The organism is Mesorhizobium sp. L-8-3 (genome assembly GCF_016756615.1).
Taxonomy (GTDB): Bacteria; Pseudomonadota; Alphaproteobacteria; order Rhizobiales; family Rhizobiaceae.
Map to the genome: position 1 here is coordinate 2413154 of NZ_AP023262.1, position 18797 is coordinate 2431950.

17 protein-coding genes are annotated in these 18797 nt (G+C 64.2%); 12 read left to right on the top strand and 5 right to left on the bottom strand.

Annotated elements, in window-relative coordinates; all coding sequences use genetic code 11:
- Positions 1 to 338: 338 nt before the first annotated feature.
- From JN302_RS11425 to phoB, 6 genes are all read left to right on the top strand, one after another.
- The gene (locus JN302_RS11425; RefSeq protein WP_202312218.1) at positions 339 to 1343 is read left to right on the top strand and encodes a PstS family phosphate ABC transporter substrate-binding protein; all 1005 of its coding nucleotides are present in this window, start codon (positions 339 to 341) and stop codon (positions 1341 to 1343) included.
- Positions 1344 to 1499: 156 nt separating this feature from the next.
- On the top strand, positions 1500 to 2888 hold the full coding sequence (gene pstC / locus JN302_RS11430) for a phosphate ABC transporter permease subunit PstC (protein ID WP_202332928.1): 1389 nt from the start codon (positions 1500 to 1502) through the stop codon (positions 2886 to 2888).
- Positions 2881 to 4494, top strand: a complete 1614-nt coding sequence (gene pstA, locus JN302_RS11435) for a phosphate ABC transporter permease PstA (protein ID WP_202312220.1) — start codon at positions 2881 to 2883, stop codon at positions 4492 to 4494. Before pstC ends, pstA begins: the two co-directional genes overlap by 8 nt.
- A 12-nt stretch (positions 4495 to 4506) precedes the next feature.
- On the top strand, positions 4507 to 5322 hold the full coding sequence (gene pstB / locus JN302_RS11440; RefSeq protein WP_202312221.1) for a phosphate ABC transporter ATP-binding protein PstB: 816 nt from the start codon (positions 4507 to 4509) through the stop codon (positions 5320 to 5322).
- A gap of 32 nt (positions 5323 to 5354) precedes the next feature.
- Positions 5355 to 6059 (top strand): phosphate signaling complex protein PhoU, encoded by a 705-nt coding sequence (gene phoU / locus JN302_RS11445; protein WP_202312222.1) that lies wholly within the window; start codon positions 5355 to 5357, stop codon positions 6057 to 6059.
- A gap of 41 nt (positions 6060 to 6100) precedes the next feature.
- Complete coding sequence (gene phoB / locus JN302_RS11450; RefSeq protein WP_202312223.1) at positions 6101 to 6790, top strand: phosphate regulon transcriptional regulator PhoB; 690 nt, start codon at positions 6101 to 6103, stop codon at positions 6788 to 6790.
- Here phoB and JN302_RS11455 read toward each other — a convergent pair.
- Complete coding sequence (locus JN302_RS11455) at positions 6777 to 7787, bottom strand: AraC family transcriptional regulator (protein ID WP_244846291.1); 1011 nt, start codon at positions 7785 to 7787, stop codon at positions 6777 to 6779. The genes phoB and JN302_RS11455 overlap by 14 nt on opposite strands.
- A gap of 30 nt (positions 7788 to 7817) precedes the next feature.
- Between JN302_RS11455 and JN302_RS11460 the strand changes: the two genes are divergently transcribed.
- Both JN302_RS11460 and JN302_RS11465 read left to right on the top strand, forming a co-directional pair.
- A complete protein-coding gene (locus tag JN302_RS11460; RefSeq protein ID WP_202332929.1) occupies positions 7818 to 8225 on the top strand; it encodes a DUF2000 family protein in 408 nt (135 codons plus the stop codon).
- Positions 8226 to 8404: 179 nt separating this feature from the next.
- Positions 8405 to 8629, top strand: coding sequence for a hypothetical protein (locus JN302_RS11465; RefSeq protein WP_202332930.1), 225 nt, complete (start codon positions 8405 to 8407; stop codon positions 8627 to 8629).
- A gap of 165 nt (positions 8630 to 8794) precedes the next feature.
- Here JN302_RS11465 and JN302_RS11470 read toward each other — a convergent pair whose 3' ends face one another.
- Complete coding sequence (locus tag JN302_RS11470; RefSeq protein ID WP_244846292.1) at positions 8795 to 9004, bottom strand: ASPIC/UnbV domain-containing protein; 210 nt, start codon at positions 9002 to 9004, stop codon at positions 8795 to 8797.
- A 21-nt stretch (positions 9005 to 9025) separates the two neighbouring features.
- Between JN302_RS11470 and JN302_RS11475 the strand changes: the two genes are divergently transcribed.
- Positions 9026 to 10684 carry an adenylate/guanylate cyclase domain-containing protein gene (locus JN302_RS11475; protein WP_202332932.1) on the top strand — a complete coding sequence of 553 codons (1659 nt, stop codon included), beginning with the start codon at positions 9026 to 9028 and terminating at the stop codon, positions 10682 to 10684.
- A 246-nt stretch (positions 10685 to 10930) separates the two neighbouring features.
- Here the strand turns inward: JN302_RS11475 and JN302_RS11480 are convergent, their stop codons facing one another.
- From JN302_RS11480 to JN302_RS11490, 3 genes are read right to left on the bottom strand one after another with little or no spacing between them, the layout of a single operon-like run.
- The gene (locus JN302_RS11480; protein ID WP_202332933.1) at positions 10931 to 12580 is read right to left on the bottom strand and encodes a CRTAC1 family protein; all 1650 of its coding nucleotides are present in this window, start codon (positions 12578 to 12580) and stop codon (positions 10931 to 10933) included.
- Positions 12577 to 14007, bottom strand: coding sequence for a di-heme oxidoredictase family protein (locus JN302_RS11485; protein ID WP_202332934.1), 1431 nt, complete (start codon positions 14005 to 14007; stop codon positions 12577 to 12579). The genes JN302_RS11480 and JN302_RS11485 overlap by 4 nt, the downstream gene beginning before the upstream one ends.
- On the bottom strand, positions 14004 to 15245 hold the full coding sequence (locus JN302_RS11490) for an ROK family protein (RefSeq protein WP_202312232.1): 1242 nt from the start codon (positions 15243 to 15245) through the stop codon (positions 14004 to 14006). The genes JN302_RS11485 and JN302_RS11490 overlap by 4 nt, the downstream gene beginning before the upstream one ends.
- A 183-nt stretch (positions 15246 to 15428) precedes the next feature.
- On the opposite strand from JN302_RS11490, the gene xylF reads away from it, so the two are divergent.
- The 3 genes from xylF (at position 15429) to JN302_RS11505 (ending at position 18793) form a co-directional block, all read left to right on the top strand.
- Positions 15429 to 16469, top strand: coding sequence for a D-xylose ABC transporter substrate-binding protein (xylF, locus tag JN302_RS11495; RefSeq protein WP_202312234.1), 1041 nt, complete (start codon positions 15429 to 15431; stop codon positions 16467 to 16469).
- 204 nt (positions 16470 to 16673) lie between these two features.
- Positions 16674 to 17990 (top strand): sugar ABC transporter permease, encoded by a 1317-nt coding sequence (locus tag JN302_RS11500; RefSeq protein ID WP_202312236.1) that lies wholly within the window; start codon positions 16674 to 16676, stop codon positions 17988 to 17990.
- An 11-nt stretch (positions 17991 to 18001) separates the two neighbouring features.
- On the top strand, positions 18002 to 18793 hold the full coding sequence (locus JN302_RS11505; RefSeq protein ID WP_202332935.1) for an ATP-binding cassette domain-containing protein: 792 nt from the start codon (positions 18002 to 18004) through the stop codon (positions 18791 to 18793).
- Positions 18794 to 18797: the final 4 nt, after the last annotated feature.

The window sequence follows — 18797 nt, forward strand, 5'->3', positions numbered from 1 at the left end:
CGCCTGAAGGCATGCGGCGTTTTCGGGACAAAGACAGTGCGCCGCAGAAGCGCGATGCATGGGGTCGCAATCGCTGAGTTTCTTCGAGGGGTCCAGGCGGGGCGCATTGAAGCGCTTGCGCGCCCATGATCCCGATAGGCAAATAATCCCTTAGCCGGTTACGTTTCTGTCGCCCTGCGGGGTCGAAATATGGCCGGCGAAACACCTTCTGCGCGAGTCCCGGCAGGCTTTACCGCATCGACACAAATCTGTCATCGAACTGTTACACAGGGGCTTTAAGGCCATGCCGGACGCTCAAGACTGGCGTCAGCAAGAAATTCCGGACAGGAGTAGGCCAGATGAAGAAATTCCTCCTTACGGCGTCGGCAGGCGCGCTTGCGCTCGCCGCGTCCGCCGGTTACGCCGCCGCGCGCGACCAGATCCAGATCGTGGGGTCGTCCACCGTATTTCCGTTCACCACTGCCGTCGCCGAGAAGCTCGGCCAGACCGGCAAGTTCAAGACGCCCGTCGTGGAATCGACCGGCACCGGCGGCGGCATGAAGCTGTTCTGCGGCGGCGTCGGCGAGAATACGCCCGACTTCACCAATGCTTCGCGCGCCATCAAGGAAAAGGAGCTTGAGACCTGCAAGGCCAACGGCGTGACGCCGGTGGAGATCAAGGTCGGCTTCGACGGCATCGTGCTCGCCAACTCCAAGGCCGGCGCGACGGTTGACCTCACGAAGGAGCAGGTGTTCAAGGCGCTGGCCAAGAACGTCGCGGTCGACGGCAAGGTCGTCCCCAATCCCTACATGAACTGGTCGGACATCGATGCCTCGCTGCCGGCGACCAAGATCGAGGTGCTCGGCCCTCCGCCGACCTCCGGCACGCGCGACGCCTTCGTCGAACTGGTGATGGATGCGGCCTGTCAGGAAGAGGTCAAGGCTGCGAACGAGAAAGGCTGCGGCGAGCTCCGCGAGGACGGCGCCTATGTGGAAGCCGGCGAGAACGACAATCTGATCGTGCAGAAACTCGAAGCCAATCCGAACGCTTTCGGGATCTTCGGCTTCTCCTTCCTCGACCAGAACGCCGACAAGCTGCAGGGCCACAAGGTCGACGGCGTCGATCCGACCTTCGAGAACATCGCATCGGGCGACTACGGGGTGTCGCGTTCGCTCTTCATCTATGCCAAGAAGGAACATGTCGGCGTCATTCCCGGCATGGAAGAGTTCATCGCCGAATACACTTCCGAGGGCGCGTGGGGACCTGAAGGCTATCTCGCCGACAAAGGCCTGATCCCGCTGCCGGACGCGGATCGCGCCAAGCAGGCCGAGGATGCCAAGGCCCTCAAGGGCATGGGGTCCTGACCGTCGGTTCTTGACCATCCGGCCCGGGCTTAGACCTGCCTGGGCCGGATTCCTCCGCCTGTTGCGCGGGGAAGCCGGCATATGTCCGGCATGCGTTGCGCCAGGCTGTGCGTCCCGCGAAACAGTGGTCTGGATAATGGATCAGGGCTCCTGAACATGATCGGTTACCTCGTCTTTGCGCTCGCCGCTCTCTTCGTAATCGCATATTTCGCCGGACGATCCCGTGCCATTGCCGCCGTCGACGGTGACGTCGCACGGCTGCATTCTCTCCCCGGCCAGCACGGCATGTATCTGGCATTGGCAGCCGCCGGTCCGGCGCTTATTGCCATCATCCTTTGGGGCATCATCACGCCCGGCATCGAATCTTCGATCGTCAAGGCTCGTTTCGCCAGCGAGCTATCCGGCCTCGGCGTGCCGCAGACCGAAGCGTTCATCCGTGACGCCCGGGCGATCGCCTTCGGCGGCGTCGCCGGCTTCAGCGACGCGACCAAGGAGGCGGCGGCGGCGGTGTACAGGTCGGCCCATGCCACCAGCAGCTGGATCATCGTCGCGCTTTCGGTCCTGCTTGCGGCCGCAGGTTTCTTTCTTGCGTATTCCCGGATCGTGCCGGCTTTCCGCGCCCGGCACGTCGTGGAACGCGTTGTCCGTATCGCGCTGATCGCCTGTTCGGCTGTCGCAATCCTGACGACGATCGGGATCATTCTCTCCCTGATCTTCGAATCCTTCCGCTTCTTCGAGCAGGTGCCGTTCTACAAGTTCCTTTTTGGCACCCACTGGAGCCCGCAGAGCGCGTTCACCGGTGCCGGGGCGGAGGCAGGAGAGGCCAACGCCGAAATTTTCGGCATGGTTCCCCTGTTCGTCGGCACGCTGCTCATCACCTTCATCGCCATGCTGGTCGCGGCGCCCATCGGGCTGATGGCAGCGATCTATCTCTCCGACTATGCGTCGAAGCAAGTTCGTGCCGTCGCCAAGCCCGTCCTGGAAATCCTGGCGGGTATCCCGACCGTCGTCTACGGCTTCTTTGCAGCCTTGACGGTTGCGCCGTTCTTCCGCGGGCTAGGCGAAAGCATCGGCCTTGGCGTGGCCTCCGAATCGGCACTCGCCGCCGGTGTCGTCATGGGGATCATGATCATCCCCTTCGTTTCGTCGCTTTCGGACGACGTCATCAATGCGGTGCCCCAGTCGCTTCGCGACGGTTCGGCCGGGCTCGGCGCGACCAAGTCGGAGACGATCCGCAAGGTGGTGCTGCCGGCCGCGCTTCCCGGCATCGTCTCGGCCATGCTGCTCGCCGTAAGCCGTGCGATCGGCGAGACGATGATCGTGGTCATGGCCGCCGGTCTTGCTGCCAATCTCACCATCAATCCGCTCGAAGCCGTCACGACCGTCACCGTGCAGATCGTCACGCTCCTGGTCGGCGACCAGGAATTCGACAGCGCCAAGACGCTTGCCGCTTTCGCGCTCGGCCTTGTGCTGTTCTGCATCACGCTTGCCCTCAACATCGTCGCCCTCCGCGTCGTCCAAAAGTACCGAGAGCAATATGACTGATACGACCGTTTTACCCGGCGCCGTCGCCCGTCCGACCAGCATCCACACCGACGATGCGGCGAAGGCTCGTCTGAAGAGGCGTTACGCTACCGAGCAGCGCTTCAAGTGGATGGGCGCCGGCGCGGTAGGGCTCGCGGCTTTCTTTCTCGTCCTGCTTCTGTCGACGATCGTCATCCAGGCGCTCCCGGCGCTGCGGATGAATTATCTCGTCCTGCCGCTGGATCTGTCGGCGGCCAAGGTCGACCCTGCCAAGCTCGGCGAGGTCAACTACGACGGCATCATCCATGATGCGCTCGAAGCCAAGATCCCCGACGCGACAAGCCGCCAGGACCGCAGGCTGATGCGGGGCCTGGCCTCGACCGGCGCCGGAGTATTCCTGCGCCAGGACATTGCCGCCGATCCGTCGATGCTTGGCAAGACCGTCGACTTCGCCGTGCCGCTCGACGATTTCGCCGATCTCTATCTCAAGGGCCTGCTCGCCGCGAAGGGCAGCATCGACCCCTTGGCGGGTGACGTCACCCCGTCGGCCGACAGCGGCGACATCGACCTGGCGTTTTCGAGCGATGCCATCCTGTCGATCGCCCGCAGCGCCGGAGCGACCGAAGGAGAAGGCAACACGCTTCGACTGACCAGCGGCGCGTCGTCGCTGCTCGTCGGGCTCAATGGCGGCACTGTGAAGCTCGAGAGCCTCGCCAAGGGCGCGGCCGGCGGCGCCACCGCCAAGGGCCTGGTTCTGCGCAAGCTTTCCAGTACGGCGCCTGCGTCGAACGGCGCAGCGTCGCTTCGTGTCATCGACATGCCCGAAAGCTCCCGCAAGATCTCGGACAAGGAGATCGTCTGGCTCGACGCGCTGAAGGCCGAGAACCTCGTCGAAAGCCGGTTCAACTCCGTCTTCTTCTTCACCGGAGCCAGCCGCGAGCCTGAGCTTGCCGGCGTCTGGGGCGCGATCGTCGGCTCGTTTCTCACCATGGTGGTGACCCTGGCGATCTCGTTCCCGATCGGCGTCGCCGCGGCGATCTATCTGGAAGAATTCGCGCCGAAGAACCGCTGGACGCATTTCATCGAGGTCAACATCAACAATCTCGCCGCCGTGCCGTCGATCGTCTACGGTCTGCTCGGCCTCGCCGTGTTCCTGAATTTCTTCGGCCTCCCGCGTTCGGCGCCGCTGGTCGGCGGCATGGTGCTGGCTCTGATGACGCTGCCGATCATCATCATCGCCTCGCGCGCCTCGATCCGCGCCGTGCCACCGTCGATCCGCGAGGCGGCGCTCGGCATCGGCGCCTCCAAGGTCCAGACGGTTTTCCACCATGTGCTGCCGCTGGCGATGCCCGGCATCATGACCGGGACGATCCTCGGCATGGCGCATGCGCTCGGCGAGACAGCACCGCTCCTGATGATCGGCATGGTCGCTTTCATCGTCGACATCCCGGGCGGCTTCACCGATCCGGCGACGATCCTGCCCGTGCAGATCTTCATGTGGGCCGATTTCCCCGAGCCGGGTTTCCAGCAAAAAACCTCAGCCGCGATCCTGATCCTGCTGGGCTTCCTGGTTATCATGAACGCAGTGGCCGTGATCCTGCGCAAACGCTTCGAACGCCGCTGGTAAGGGAGTAGTGAGATGAACATCTTGACCGAGGCAGCCGTGGAAAAGAAGCTGACGCAGGGTGCCGATGCGCCCGCCGTGAAGATGAAGGGCGACAAGGTTTCCGTCCACTACGGCGAGAAACGGGCGCTCTTCGACGTGGATCTCGACATCCGCCGCAATGAGGTGACCGCTCTGATCGGGCCGTCGGGCTGCGGCAAGTCGACCTTCCTGCGCTGCCTCAACCGCATGAACGACACTATCCCCATCGCCCGCGTCAGCGGCAAGATCACGCTCGACGATGAGGACATCTACGATCCCAGGATCGACGTCGTCGAACTGCGGGCGCGGGTGGGCATGGTGTTCCAGAAGCCCAATCCGTTTCCGAAGTCGATCTACGAGAACGTCGCCTACGGACCGCGCATCCATGGTCTCGCCAAGAACAAGGCCGACCTCGACGGCATTGTCGAGCGGAGCCTGCAGAAGGCTGCGATCTGGAACGAGGTCAAGGACCGGCTCGGCGAGCCCGGAACCGGCCTTTCCGGCGGCCAGCAGCAGCGTCTGTGCATCGCGCGCGCCATAGCGGTGTCGCCCGAGGTGATCCTCATGGACGAGCCGTGCTCGGCGCTCGATCCGATCGCCACCGCCAAGGTGGAAGAGCTGATCGACGAACTGCGCGAGAACTATACGATCGTCATCGTCACGCACTCGATGCAGCAGGCCGCCCGCGTCTCGCAGCGCACGGCCATGTTCCATCTCGGCTATCTGGTCGAGGAGGGCCCCACCGACAAGATGTTCACCAACCCCGACGACAAGCGCACGCAAGACTACATCACCGGCCGCTTCGGGTAAGCGGCGGGCGGAAGGACAACGAGGACAGGATCATGGGTGAACATACCGTCACGTCTTTCGACGACGAACTCGATCATGTCGACCGGCTGATCCGCGACATGGGGGACCTTGCGGGGTCGATGGTGCAGGGCTCCACCAGGGCGCTGCTCAACTCCGACACGGCGCTGGCACAGCGTGTGATCTCCGACGACGCCGTGATGGACGCAAAGCAGCGTGAGCTCGACGATCGTGCCATCACGCTGATCGCCAAGCGCCAGCCCATGGCGCAGGACCTCCGTGCGGTGGTCGGCGCGATCCGCATGGCCGCCGACCTTGAACGCATCGGCGATCTCGCCAAGAACATCGCCAAGCGGGTGGGCGCAGTCGGCCAGAGCGTCGCGCCGCGCGGCCTGTCGCATTCGATCGAGGCTATGTCGGGCATGGTGTTGGGTCAGGTCAACGGTGTCGTCGACCACTATGTCGCCGACGACGCCCAGGCCTTGATGAAGCTGCGGGCAGACGACGAGAAGATCGACGTCCAGTACACTGCCGTGTTCCGCGAGCTCCTCACCTATATGATGGAAGATCCGCGCAACATCACGGCCTGCACGCATCTCCTGTTCTGCGCCAAGAACCTCGAGCGCATCGGCGACCATGTCACCAATATCGCCGAGAACGCCTATTTCGTCATGACGGGAGAGCAGCTTCCGGTGCAGCGGCCGAAACACGACGAAACCTCGACGACAGTCGCCGAATGAGAAAGGCTTGACCGCAAGAATACCGAGGAGATCCGACCCGCATGATTGCCCCCAAGATCATGGTCGTGGAAGACGAGGAGCCGCTATGCGTGCTCCTGCGCTACAACCTGGAAGCCGAAGGCTATCAGGTCGAGGTCATCAATCGCGGCGATGAAGCCGAGCTCCGGCTGCAGGAAAACGTACCCGACCTTCTGGTCCTCGACTGGATGATCCCCGCCGTGTCGGGCATCGAGCTCTGCCGGCGATTGAGGATGCGTCCGGAGACCGAGCGGTTGCCGATCATCATGCTGACGGCGCGCGGCGAGGAGAGCGACCGGGTGCGTGGCCTTTCGACCGGGGCCGACGACTATCTGGTGAAGCCGTTCTCGACGCCGGAATTCGTCGCCCGGGTTCGTGCTTTGCTGCGCAGGGCCAAGCCCGAAGTGCTGTCGACGGTGCTCAAGGTTGGCGACATCGTGCTCGACCGCGAAGCGCACCGGGTCTATCGCAAGAAGAGCGAGATCAAGCTCGGCCCGACCGAGTTCCGCCTGCTCGAGTTCATGATGCAGCATCCCGGGCGCGTCTTCTCGCGCAGCCAGTTGCTCGACAATGTCTGGGGCGAAACGATCTATATCGACGAGCGCACCGTCGACGTGCATGTCGGCCGCCTGCGCAAAGCGGTCAATACGGCCCGCATGCCCGATGTGATCCGCACCATCCGCGGCGCCGGCTACGCCATCAACGAGGCGTGACGTCCCCGCTGGAGCAATTGCAGCAAGAGTGCGCAGCGGTCTTGCGTCCGGAATTGCGTGACAACAATGAGTCAGGACGTCTCGGCTTTTCGAAGAAAGGCGGAAATGCTGCTCCAGCGCGGGCCGGCGATTGCCGTCGGGCCCGCGTCAGGGCGCCCCACCGGCCGGGCGTGACACCGAACGCCTTCTTGAACTGACGGTTCAGGTGGCTCTGGTCGGCAAAGCCGGTCCTGGCCGCGATATCGGCCAGGTTCTCTCCAGCCTGGATGAGGGCGGTTGCCCGCGCCAGCCGCCGCATCAGCAGGTAGCGGTGCGGGCTGGTCCCGAAAAAGGCGCGGAACTGCCGCGCCAGACTGAACCGGTCGAGTCCGGTCACGCCCTCCAGCGCGTCGGAGCGCACGACACGGTCGAGATTGGCTTCCAGATAGTCGCGTGCCATCTCCAGCCGGGGGACATCGAGGGTGATCCTGGAAGGGGCGGGTCCATCGGCATGGCGCGACAGGCCGTCCGCCAACTCGGTGACGAGTTGGACGACGGCCAATTCGTCGAGTTCGCCCTCGATATCGGAGAGGCAGGGCAGCAGCGTCTCGCGCAGCCGCCGATCGGTGACGACGGGGTCGCGGACGAAAGGCAGCGGGGCATAGCTCGCTGCCAGGCTTCGCCGCAACAGGGCGGGCTCGAGATAGAGTATGCGATAGTGAAGTCCGGCATCGGTCGCGGCGCCGCCGTCATGCATCTCGTCGGGATGCAGCACGATCACCTGGCCCGGCAGGCTGTTTCGGACCTCGCCCCGGTAGCGGAATGTCTGAACGCCGTGCAAGGTCACGCCGATCGCATAGGTGTCGTGGCGATGAGGCTCGAAGGCGTTGCCGAAGAACCTGGCGTCGATGCGCTCCAGGCCGGGGAAGGGCGGTGCCGGCACGATGCCGCCCTCGTCGGTGCGCCCGCACAAACGTTCAAGACCGGATTGTTCGTTCCAGCCTAGATCGGGAGACATCTTGCCATCTTCCCAGCGGTGATACGATCCATGTTCCAGACCAAAGTCGCCATCGTCCTGCGCAGTGACCTTGCCGTGTGGCAGAAGCTGAACGTCACGGCCTTCCTCACCAGCGGCCTTTCCTTCCGAGCTCCCGAGATGATCGGCGAGGAATATGTGGATCGCGATGGCAATCGCTACAACCCCATGTCCGTCCAGCCGGTTATCGTTCTGTCCGCCGATGCGGCGACCATGAGCCAGATCCACCGTCGTTCGCTGGAGCGGGGGATCACGACCTCCCTCTATGTCGACGCAATGTTCGCCACCGGCCACGATGCCGCCAACCGCGCCGTCTTTGCAACTTTCGGGCCCGACGATGCCAAGGTGGCAGGCATTGCCCTTCGCGCCGACAAGAAGATCGTCGACAAGATCACCAAGGGCGCAAGCATGCACGCCTAAGCCAGGCCGTTGCCTCGAATCCGCTCAAGTGCGCGGCAGCACCCGGAACATGGCGACGATGATGTTGCCGGCGCCAGGCACTGAGACCGGCACGATGAAACATAAAAGACTGCCGATGACATCATTGGGTTACAGTTCCGTTTTATGGTTCCGGTGATCTAAGCAGATGGAGCAGCACGATGCATCAGCGCGAGCCCACGCTCGACGAACTGCTCAACGAGCCGATCATTCGGCAGGTCATGATCGCCGACGGCCATGAGCCGGACGACATTCGCCTCCTCATGCGCAAGGTTGGCGGCGGCCTGGACCGCAGGGCTTCAGGTCAAGCGAAGCTGGCGGCGGGCATCATGCAGAGCCGCGGCATTTCAGGTGGCGCGGGCGGTTGTTGCGGGGCCGGAGCCTGACAGTCGTTCCTATGGCAACGGTCGATGATATCGACCGTTGAACCGCGTGGCCGCGCCCGCTTGGAGGGCCGCGCCAGCGATCGAGGTCAGGTGGATGCTGAGCATCCGCCGGGGATTGATGCGTGAGCGCCCAACCGGATGCGTCGACATCCAGTGCCGTTGGTATCAGTTCTCCGGTGGATACCAGTATCTGGCCGCATTCGCGCCACGGCCGACAATGACGAAATTGTTGGCGAAGACGCGGTATGGCGGGCTCCACTCGCCGTCCGGCCATTTGACGCGGATCTCGGCGCGCTCCGCAGCGCCGACCCCGACATGCAGGAAGCCGGCATGGCCCGATGCATGGCCTCCGCCGACCTGTACGCTGCGCGTCACCGTGCGCGTGCCATATTTCACATGGTCGAGCGCGCCGACTGCATTCTGGTTGGCGCCGGGTTGCGGCGAGGCGAACGTACCAGGCAATTGACCGAAGCTGACGTCGGGCATGGCGCGTCAGGGCCCTGCCGTGGGGCGCGGTACCACGCCTGTCTTTGCTCTTCCATCATCTCCTTCTCAGGCCTTTGTGACCAACGGTCTCGGCTTCGTTCGGCCCGAGCTGTGCATGATTCGATTATCCGGGCCGATTGGTGCTACAATGCATTGCCGACTGCGCGGCTGGCGGTGTCCGGGACCATGACCAAAGTAACCGCTCTACCTGACCAGACGGATATCGAGGTGGGCGCCGACGAGACCTTGCTCGAGGCGGCTCTCAGGTCGGGTGTGCCGTTTGCCCACGCGTGCGGCGGGCGCGCGAAATGCTCGACCTGCCGTGTATGGGTTCTCGATGGCCTCGAGGCTTGCCCGCACCGAAATGCAAATGAGACTTCGATGGCGGACCGCTTGAGACTGGCGGACGAGGTTCGGCTGGCCTGTCAGCTCAGGCCGCAAGGCGAGCTTCGCGTCCGGCGCCTGGTGCTGGACGAAACCGACCTGATGATGACCAGCCAGCTTTGCGATTCCGCCGCGACGCGATCCGGCGAGTCGAAACGTGTTGCGATCTTCTTCAGCGACATCGTCGGATTCACGTCGCTGTCGGAGCGGCTTTCGCCTTATGACGTGATGTATCTGCTCAATCGCTACTTCGCGCAGGTCGGCGAGATTATCGAGCAGAATGACGGTTTCATCGACAACTTCATCGGCGATGGGCTGATGGCGATATTCGGTGTCGACGACCAGCCCGACGCTCCGCTTCGCGCCGTGAATGCGGCTCTTCAAACCCTTGCGACGGTCGATCGTTTGAAGCCGTTCTTTGCCTCGATGTATGGCATCGATTTCGATATTCGCATCGGCCTCAACTATGGCGAAGCCGTCATCGGCACACTGGGTTTCGTCGGACACGAACGCCTGACGGCAATCGGTGACGTCGTGAACCTGGCCAGCCGTGTCGAAGCCGCAAACAAGGATGCCGGTACTCGACTGCTGATATCCGAGGCGCTTCACGACCAGATCGCCGACAAGGTCGAGGTCGCCGACTATGTCAGGGTACGCCTTCGGGGTACCGGCGAGCGCACGAGCCTGTTCGAAGTCATCGGGCTGAAGCCCGAAATCGACGCCGAGCTGAACGCCAGGCATCCCCGCGAGACCGTCCGTCATGCCGGTAGGAGGTGGGTTCGGGCATTTGCCGAAGACGAGCTTCAGCCGCACGAACGCCGGATTCTCACCTTTGAGGATTTCGACATTGTCGTCGTTCGCGGACCTGACACCTACTGCGCCTTCAACAATGCCTGCCCGCATCTTCATCTGCCGCTCTACGAACGCCGGAATCCCGCTGAGGTCGAAACGCTGAATCTCCCACACACCGGGAGCACCATCACCAGCGATCTGGGCCTGGTTTGCCGTTGGCATCAGAGCTGTTTTGACCTGCTTACGGGCGAAGTGAGGAACTGGGCCAAGTTGCAGCCGGATGGTACTTCGCCCGGCTTTGAGTTCGTGGGCGACATTTCGAAGAACCGCACCAGTTTGACCGTCTACCCTTGCCGAACACAGGACGGCTATGTGTGGATCGGGCTCGAGTGACAGCGACGGTCGGATATTTCCGTCGGCGTATTCGGCCAATATTCTGAAGATTGAGACTTCCGAAAGTTGAGAATTTGGCAAAGAACTTTTGATGTTGTGAACGACAAAGCAATTGTCCGCCTTCTCGCGAAGCACGCAGGATGGCTTCAAAAAGATGACTAGGCGCTCGAGCCTTTAGAAGGGACGATGGTTTGGTGCGCAACTTTAAGCGCCACGAATGTCCATCGTCTGCTCCTCACTGATCGCTCAACCCTCCGGCGGATACCAGTATTTTGCCGCCTTGGCGCCGCGTCCGACAATGACGAAATTGTTGGCGAAGACGCGGTAGGGCGGGCTCCACTCGCCGTCCGGCCATTTGACGCGGATCTCGGCGCGCTCCGCAGTGCCGACGCCGACATGCAGGAAGCCGGCATGGCCCGATGCATGGCCACCGCCGACCTGCACGCTGCGCGTCACCGTGCGCGTGCCGTATTTGACATAGACGAGCGCGCCGACCGCATTCTGGTTGGCGCCGGGTTGCTGCAACTCGATCTCGACGAAATTGCCCATCGGCCGTGACCCGTCGCCGGTGACGGCACCGCAGTTCCTGAACAGGCTCGCCTTCTGGCCGCGATTGACGACGAGCAGATCGAGCATGCCGTCCATGTTGAAGTCCTCCACGATCGCGCCGCGTCCCTTGGTCGGCAGCGCGATGCCGGCGATGTCGCCGCCCTCGGCAAAACCGCCGTCCCATTGGCCGACGAGGAGGTTGTCGGGGTCGAAGGCGGCGAAATCGGGCATCTGCTCGACATTGCCCTTGGCAACGTAGAGGTCCAGCAGGCCGTCATTGTTGAAGTCGGCGAATTCGGAGTGCCAGCCGGTCGAAGGCTTCAGGTCGCCGCCGGCATAGGGACGATGCGCGGTTGCGCCCTTCTCGAAGGCCACGTCGCTATAGATCGGCCGGTCCTCCTCGGCCTCGTCGTCGAGCTTCTGCAGCTTGGTGTCGCCCATCGAGGTCAGCGCATATTCCGGATAGCCGTCGCCTTCGAGGTCGCCTTCGGCGATACCCATGCCCCAGATGGTCAAATGCTGCCATCCGTCGGCGCGGCCATAGAGCCTCGGCGGCGCGCCGGGCTCCACCTTCCAGAGCTGCTCCTCGCCGCCGCGGTAATATTGCCGGTCGTTGGTGATGCGCAGCGCAGGAATGCCGGAACGGTTCCAGTCCGTGAACAGCATGGACAGCGCGCAGTGACCCGGCGACAGCCTTGTGACCTGCGAATAGTCTGGCTTCTCGCCGGGCTGCGGCCGGAACAGACCATTGTCCTCGCAGGTACCCCATGGCGAGCCGGGTGCGGTGCGGTCGACATAGTTGCCGAAGGCGAGCGTCGGATGTCTCTGGCCCTCTTCCCAGGTCGCGGCGAAGGCGGTCGTCCAGGCTTTGCCGCCGTCGAAGGAGAACTGCCGGTTGGCCTTCTCGAAGCTGCAGTCGGCTCCGCCGCGCAATATGATGTCCTCGCCGAGCCTCAGCAGCACGAGATCGCGATGGCCGTCGCCGTCGATGTCGAGCGCATAGGCGCCGAGCACCTTCTCCAGATCGCGCGGTTCCAGGCGGAGCGACTCCTCCCTGAACTTCAGCACGCCGCCGGCCGCGCTCTCATTGACGTAGAGCGTCGAGCGTCCCTTGCCCCCGGCCAGGAAGACGTCGGGCCTGCGGTCACCGTTGCAGTCGAGCGCGGCGCCGCCGCCGCCCACGAAGAACTCCCAGGGGCCGCCATAGTCGTGGTCGATCCCGGCGGCGAGCGCCTCCTCATGCATCCTGGGAACATCGTTGACCGGCTTGCGTGCCTCGCCGTCGGCGCTCCTCGATGTGGCGGTGGAAAGGAGGATCGCTGCAAGACAGGCGATGAAGCGGGTCATTTCGTCGCCTCGTCGGGTTCGATCACCAGCGTCTTGAGGAAGGCTATGATGTCGTCGCGCTCCGCGTCGGAAAGGGCGACATAGCGGTCGCGCGCCTCGCGTCCCTCGCCACCATGGGCCCGAATGACCGCGTCGAGCGTGGCGAGATCGTTGCGGTGGCCGTAGGGATCGGTCGAGCCGACGCCCCAGAGCTCCCCGGTCATGAAGACGTTGCGTTCGACGAAGCGCTGCGCCATCAGTTCGTTGCCCAGCGTGGCCACCTGCTGGTCTGCTATCGTATGGCGCTTGAGGTCGCCGTAAAGCGGCACCATCACCTCGCCCTTGTCGTTGCGGGGCAGTTTGCGCGCCCAGTCGTAGAGGGCGAGATCGTAGACCGCGGGCTCGGCGACTTCCGCGGCGCGCAGCGTTCCCGCCATGTCGGACGGCCCCGGATCGGAGAAGGCGAGGGATGCCAGGGGCAGCGCCGGCTTGTGGCAGGCCGTGCAGCCGACCGCGTCGAAACGTATCCGGCCGCGCGCCGCCGCCGCCTGCCATGCGGCGTCGTCCGGCTCCATCACCGTCGGCGGCGCCAGTGTCGCCTGCCATGCGACCATGGCGGACACGTCGCCTTCGACGATCTCGTCGTCATGCCGGTCGCCGTCATGGTCGCGCTCCCCCGTCCAGCGTACGCCGAAACGCTCGACGGGCTGCATGCCGTGATGATGGTTGAGCGCGTTCACCGTGAACTGGCGCAGCGACGTCATCACCCCCTTCTGGCTGAACCGGCGGATGACGAGGTCGGCGTCGACACCCTCGATGCCGGAAAGATCGAGCACGCCGTCGGGCTCTGCGGTGATCGTGCCGTATTCGACCCCCTTGGCCGAGAGTCTCGATGTCGCAGTCTGGCCGGTCCTGCGCGCTTCGGCGATCGTCGCCTTGCGGATCTCCTTCAGCTCGGCGGTCATCTCGCGCGCCAGCAGCTCGATGAGGCCGGCGCCGAACAGGTGGTTCGATCCGCGCTCGTTGGAGAATTGCGGGTCGAGGCTATCGAAATCCGCGCTCTCGAACCCTTCCGAAACGAAGACATTGGTGACGAAGTCGCCCGCCCCGCCAAGCCTAGGCTGATTATGACATCCAGAACAGGCATTCGCGTCGAGGCCGGCCGTGCGGAAGAAGCCGCTTTCGGGCGCGCGCTTGCGTTTGGTCGGGATGATGGCCTGGGTGGCGAACGGGCGGCCGACGCCGTCCAGTTCGGTGAAACGACCGTCGAACAGTTTTTCGCCCTTGTTGCGAAGCGCCTCCAGTGCCTCGAAGTCCAGCCGGCCGGTGAGGCTGGACTGGTCGACATGCTCGGTGACGACACGTTCGGACCAGGGATTGGCGAACGCCGCGACGGAAGCCGGCAGGCAAATGGCTGCCAGGGTCAGGGCAAGGCGACGAGATTTCATGCGACGTCCTTTCCTGCGGTCTGCGGCACTGGCCCCGGCGCGAAGACCTCCCGGTCGACGAAGGTCAGGGCGCGCATGGCGCAGCCCTCGCGGATCAGCGGCATCTCGTTGGGCTCAACGGCGAAGGAAATCGATCTGGAGTGCTGGCCGCCGGCAGTCTGTGCGATCGCCTCGCGCAACGGCGGCTCGACGAGGTCGAAGGCCAGCGCGCCGTGACCGACGATCGCCACAGGCGCGGGGTCGATCAGGGCGAACAGGCTGCCCAGCCCGTAGCCGATGGCGCGGCCGGCTTTGCGGAAGGCGTCCCGCTCGGGTCCGTCGCCGGCGCGTGCCGCCTCGGCGAGAGCAGCCATTTCCGCCTCTCCGATGTCGGCCGCTGGGGCGGCGTTCTCGTCGCCCTGGTGGACATTGCGCCAGATCGCGTAGCTTCCGGCATAGGCCTCCACGCAGCCGCGCCGTCCGCACCGGCAGAGCGCGCCGTCGGGCTGGTGGACCATATGGCCGAATTCCGCGCCGGAGGAGTGAGTCCCGGTAAACAGTTCACCCTTCAGCATCAGCCCCATGCCGATGCCATGAGAGAGCAGGATGGCGATGAAGTCGTCCCGGTAGCGTTCCGGATCGCGCCAGCGCAAGGCGACCGCGATCATGCTGCAGTCGTTCTCGATCGTCGCGGGGATGCCGATCGCGTTCTCGATCAGGTCGGCAAACGGGATGTCGCTGTGTATGGTGATGGGTGACCACAGCATCTCGCGTGCTGCCGCATCTGTCGTCCCCTGTACCGCCATAACGATGCGCAGCACCCGCCGTCCGGCCCGCCCCCGATGGGCGATGAGCCGGCGCACGATCGCCACCGTCTCGGCCAGCAGCGCCTCGCGGCTCATTGTGAGCGTTGGCAGCCGCCGGTGATCCTCGGCGATCACCGTGCCGGCATAGTCGATGAGTGCCGCGGTGAGCGAATTGAGCGACAGCACGACGGTGACCACCGTGGCCGCTCTGGCGTCGAGGCCGATGGCGACCTGAGGGCGGCCGCGCTTCATGGCAGGGGTCTCGCCGCCCTTGATCTCGGCAAGCACACCTTCGGCGATCAGGTCGGAGGAGATGGCCGATATCGTGGAGTGGCTGAGACCGGTGGTGCCGGCGATTTCGGTGCGCGAAGGCTGGCCCGCGCGGCGCACGGCGGCGATGACCAGCGCGCGATTACGCCCGCGCAGGTTGTCGTGACGGATTGCGGCCGACATCGCTTGCATTCCTCCCGACCTGTTCCCGCCCCTTTTTCTGCGGGGCCCTTGAAACATGTCGTGAAGGATATTGACACAGTTCATCTGGCGAGTCATTATTTTTTTCGAAGCTCGAAAAAAAGCTTCTATTGCCAGTCTGAAGCGTCATTCGGATCGCTCCAGCGGAGCGAAAGGGAGGAAATCATGAAGAGATTCACAGCCGCCATTCTGGCGGGCGTCGCCATGTCGTTCGCGCTCGGCACGGTCGCCGAAGCCAAGGACAAGATCATCGGCGTTTCCTGGTCGAATTTCCAGGAGGAGCGGTGGAAGACCGACGAGGCGGCGATGAAGGCCGCGATCGAGGCAGCCGGCGACAAATACATCTCAGCGGATGCGCAGTCCTCGGCGGCCAAGCAGCTCACCGATGTGGAGAGCCTGATCAGCCAGGGCGCCAATGCGCTCATCATCCTGTCGCAGGACGCCTCGGCGATCGGCCCGGCCGTCGAGAAGGCCCTCGCCGAGGGCATCCCGGTGGTCGGCTACGACCGCCTGATCGAGAACAAGGACGTCTTTTACCTGACCTTCGACAATAAGGAGGTCGGCCGCATGCAGGCGCGCGAGGTGTTCAAGGTCAAGCCGGAAGGCAATTACGCCTTCATCAAGGGTTCTTCGGCCGATCCGAACGCGGACTTCCTGTTCTCCGGGCAGATGGAGGTGCTCAAGGAAGCGGTCGACGCGGGCAAGATCAAGAATGTCGGCGAGGCCTATACGGATGGCTGGCTGCCGGCCAACGCCCAGAAGAACATGGAACAGATCCTGACCACCAACAGCAACAAGGTGGACGCGGTCGTGGCTTCAAATGACGGCACCGCCGGCGGTGCCATCGCCGCGCTCGCCGCGCAGGGCCTCGCCGGCTCGGTTCCGGTCTCCGGCCAGGACGGCGACCATGCGGCGCTCAACCGCGTCGCTCTCGGAACCCAGACCGTCTCGGTATGGAAGGATGCACGCGAGCTCGGCAAGGCCGCGGCCGAGATCGCCTCACAACTCGCCGACGGCAAGCAGATGAGCGAAATCTCAGGCGTCGTCGATTTCACCACTCCGGGCGGCAATATGACGAAGTCGGTGTTCCTCACGCCGATCCCGATCACCAAAGACAATCTGAACCTCGTCATCGATGCCGGCTGGGTCACGAAGGACGTGGTCTGCGCCGGGGTCGCGGCCGGCTCGGTCGAGGCCTGCAAATAACCCTGCACCCGAGCGCCGCGGCTTGACGAAGGCCGCGGCGCATTCCTGGAGCGTTGAGCGTCCGCTTGGACGCGCAAGGGACTCCCTGCCACAACCAAATGACGCATCGCGCCGTCCGAAAAACGAGTACGATTTTCGGGCCGATGCGTTAGGATGCAACTGTTCCGGCACCCGCGCCAGACGGAAGGCCGGCGGGAGGTATGCATGACCGACGCGACCACGAATGCGTCCGTCGACCGGGCGCGCGCCGCTGAGCTGGGTCCTGTCCAGCGCTTTCTGAAAGCGACCGAAATCGACACCCGCATGCTCGGCATGGTGGGGGCACTCCTCATCATCTGGATCGGCTTCCACATTCTGTCGAACGGCCTTTTTCTTACGCCGCGCAATCTGTGGAACCTGTCGGTACAGTCATCCTCGATCGCGGTGATGGCCACCGGCATGGTGCTCGTCATCGTCACCCGCAACATCGACCTGTCGGTCGGATCGCTGCTCGGCTTCGTCGGCATGATCATGGGCGTGACCCAGGCGGAGTTCCTGCCGAGGGTGATGGGCATACCGCTCGGCGATCCCTCGATCTGGGTGATCGCCCTCGCCGCCGGCCTTGTCGTCGGGGCCGCGATCGGCGCCTTCCAGGGCTTCCTGATAGCCTATCTGACCATCCCCGCCTTCATCGTAACGCTGGGCGGGCTGCTCGTCTGGCGCGGCGCGGCCTGGTGGGTGACGAGTGGCCGGACCGTGGCGCCGATGGATGCAACCTTCCGTCTGATGGGCGGCGGACCCGTGGGCTCGATCGGAGCGACGGCGAGCTGGGCCCTCGGCGTCGTCGCCTGCATCGCCGCCGTCCTGCTGCTCCTCAACGGCCGGCGCCAGCGCAAGCGTTTCAAGTTTCCCCTGCGGCCTGTCTGGGCGGAATACTTCCTGGGTATCGTCACCTCGGCGGCGATCCTCGGCGCCGTCTTGATCGCCAACTCCTATCCCTGGCCGGTTGGCATCGTGCGGAGATATTACGAGGACCGGGGCCTGCCCGTGCCTGAAGGGGCCTTCATCGCCCACGGCATCGCCATTCCCGTGCTGATCGCCATAGCGGCCGGCGTCGTCATGACCTTCGTCGCCACGCGCACCCGTTTCGGCCGCTATGTCTTCGCCATCGGCGGCAACCCCGAGGCCGCCGAGCTCGCCGGCATCAACACGCGCTGGGTTATCATGAAGATCTTCATGGTCATGGGTTTCCTCGCCGCGGTCAGTGCCGCCATCTCGACCGCGCGCCTCAATGCGGCGACCAACGCGCAAGGCACGCTCGATGAATTGCTGGTCATCGCCGCGGCCGTCATCGGCGGCACGTCGCTCGCCGGCGGCTCGGGGACGGTGGCGGGCGCGATGCTCGGCGCGCTGCTCATGCAGTCGCTGCAGTCGGGCATGGTGCTTCTCGGCGTTGACACGCCGCTCCAGAACATCGTGGTCGGCGTTGTGCTGGTCGTCGCGGTCTGGCTCGACACGCTCTACCGCAAGCGCATCCACTAGGAGACACGGCAATGGAACAGACGGATCGCGCGCCGCTCGTCGACATGAGGAACATTTCCATCGCCTTCGGCGGCATCCGCGCCGTCGACGATGCTTCCGTCGATCTCTTCCCGGGCGAGGTGGTGGCCCTGCTCGGCCACAACGGCGCCGGCAAGTCGACGCTTATCAAGATCCTGTCGGGCGCCTATAAGCGCGACGCCGGGACCATCCTGGTGAATGGCGAGGAAGCCTCGATCGGCAATCCGCGCGACGCCAAGAAGTACGGGATCGAAACGATCTATCAGACGCTCGCGCTGGCTGACAATGTCGACGCCGCGGCCAACCTCTTCCTGGGGCGCGAGCTGCGCACGCCGTGGGGTACGCTCGACGATGTCGCCATGGAAGCGGAAGCGCGCAAGGTGATGGGCAGGCTCAATCCGCGCTTCCAGCGATTCAAGGATCCGGTCATCAAGCTGTCCGGCGGCCAGAGGCAGTCGGTGGCGATCGCCCGTGCCATCCTGTTCAACGCCCGCATCCTGATCATGGACGAGCCGACCGCGGCGCTCGGCCCGCAGGAGACGGCACAGGTCGGCGAACTGGTGCGCCAGTTGAAAGCCGACGGCATAGGCATCTTCCTCATCAGCCACGATATCCATGACGTGTTCGATCTGGCGGATCGGGTCTGCGTCATGAAGAACGGCCAGGTGGTGGGCACCGCCCGCACAAGCGACGTCACCAAGGACGAAGTGCTGGGGATGATCATCCTCGGGAAATGTCCACCCGGTGCCATGCCGGGACCCGGCGCGGTCAAGATGGCCGCCTGAGACC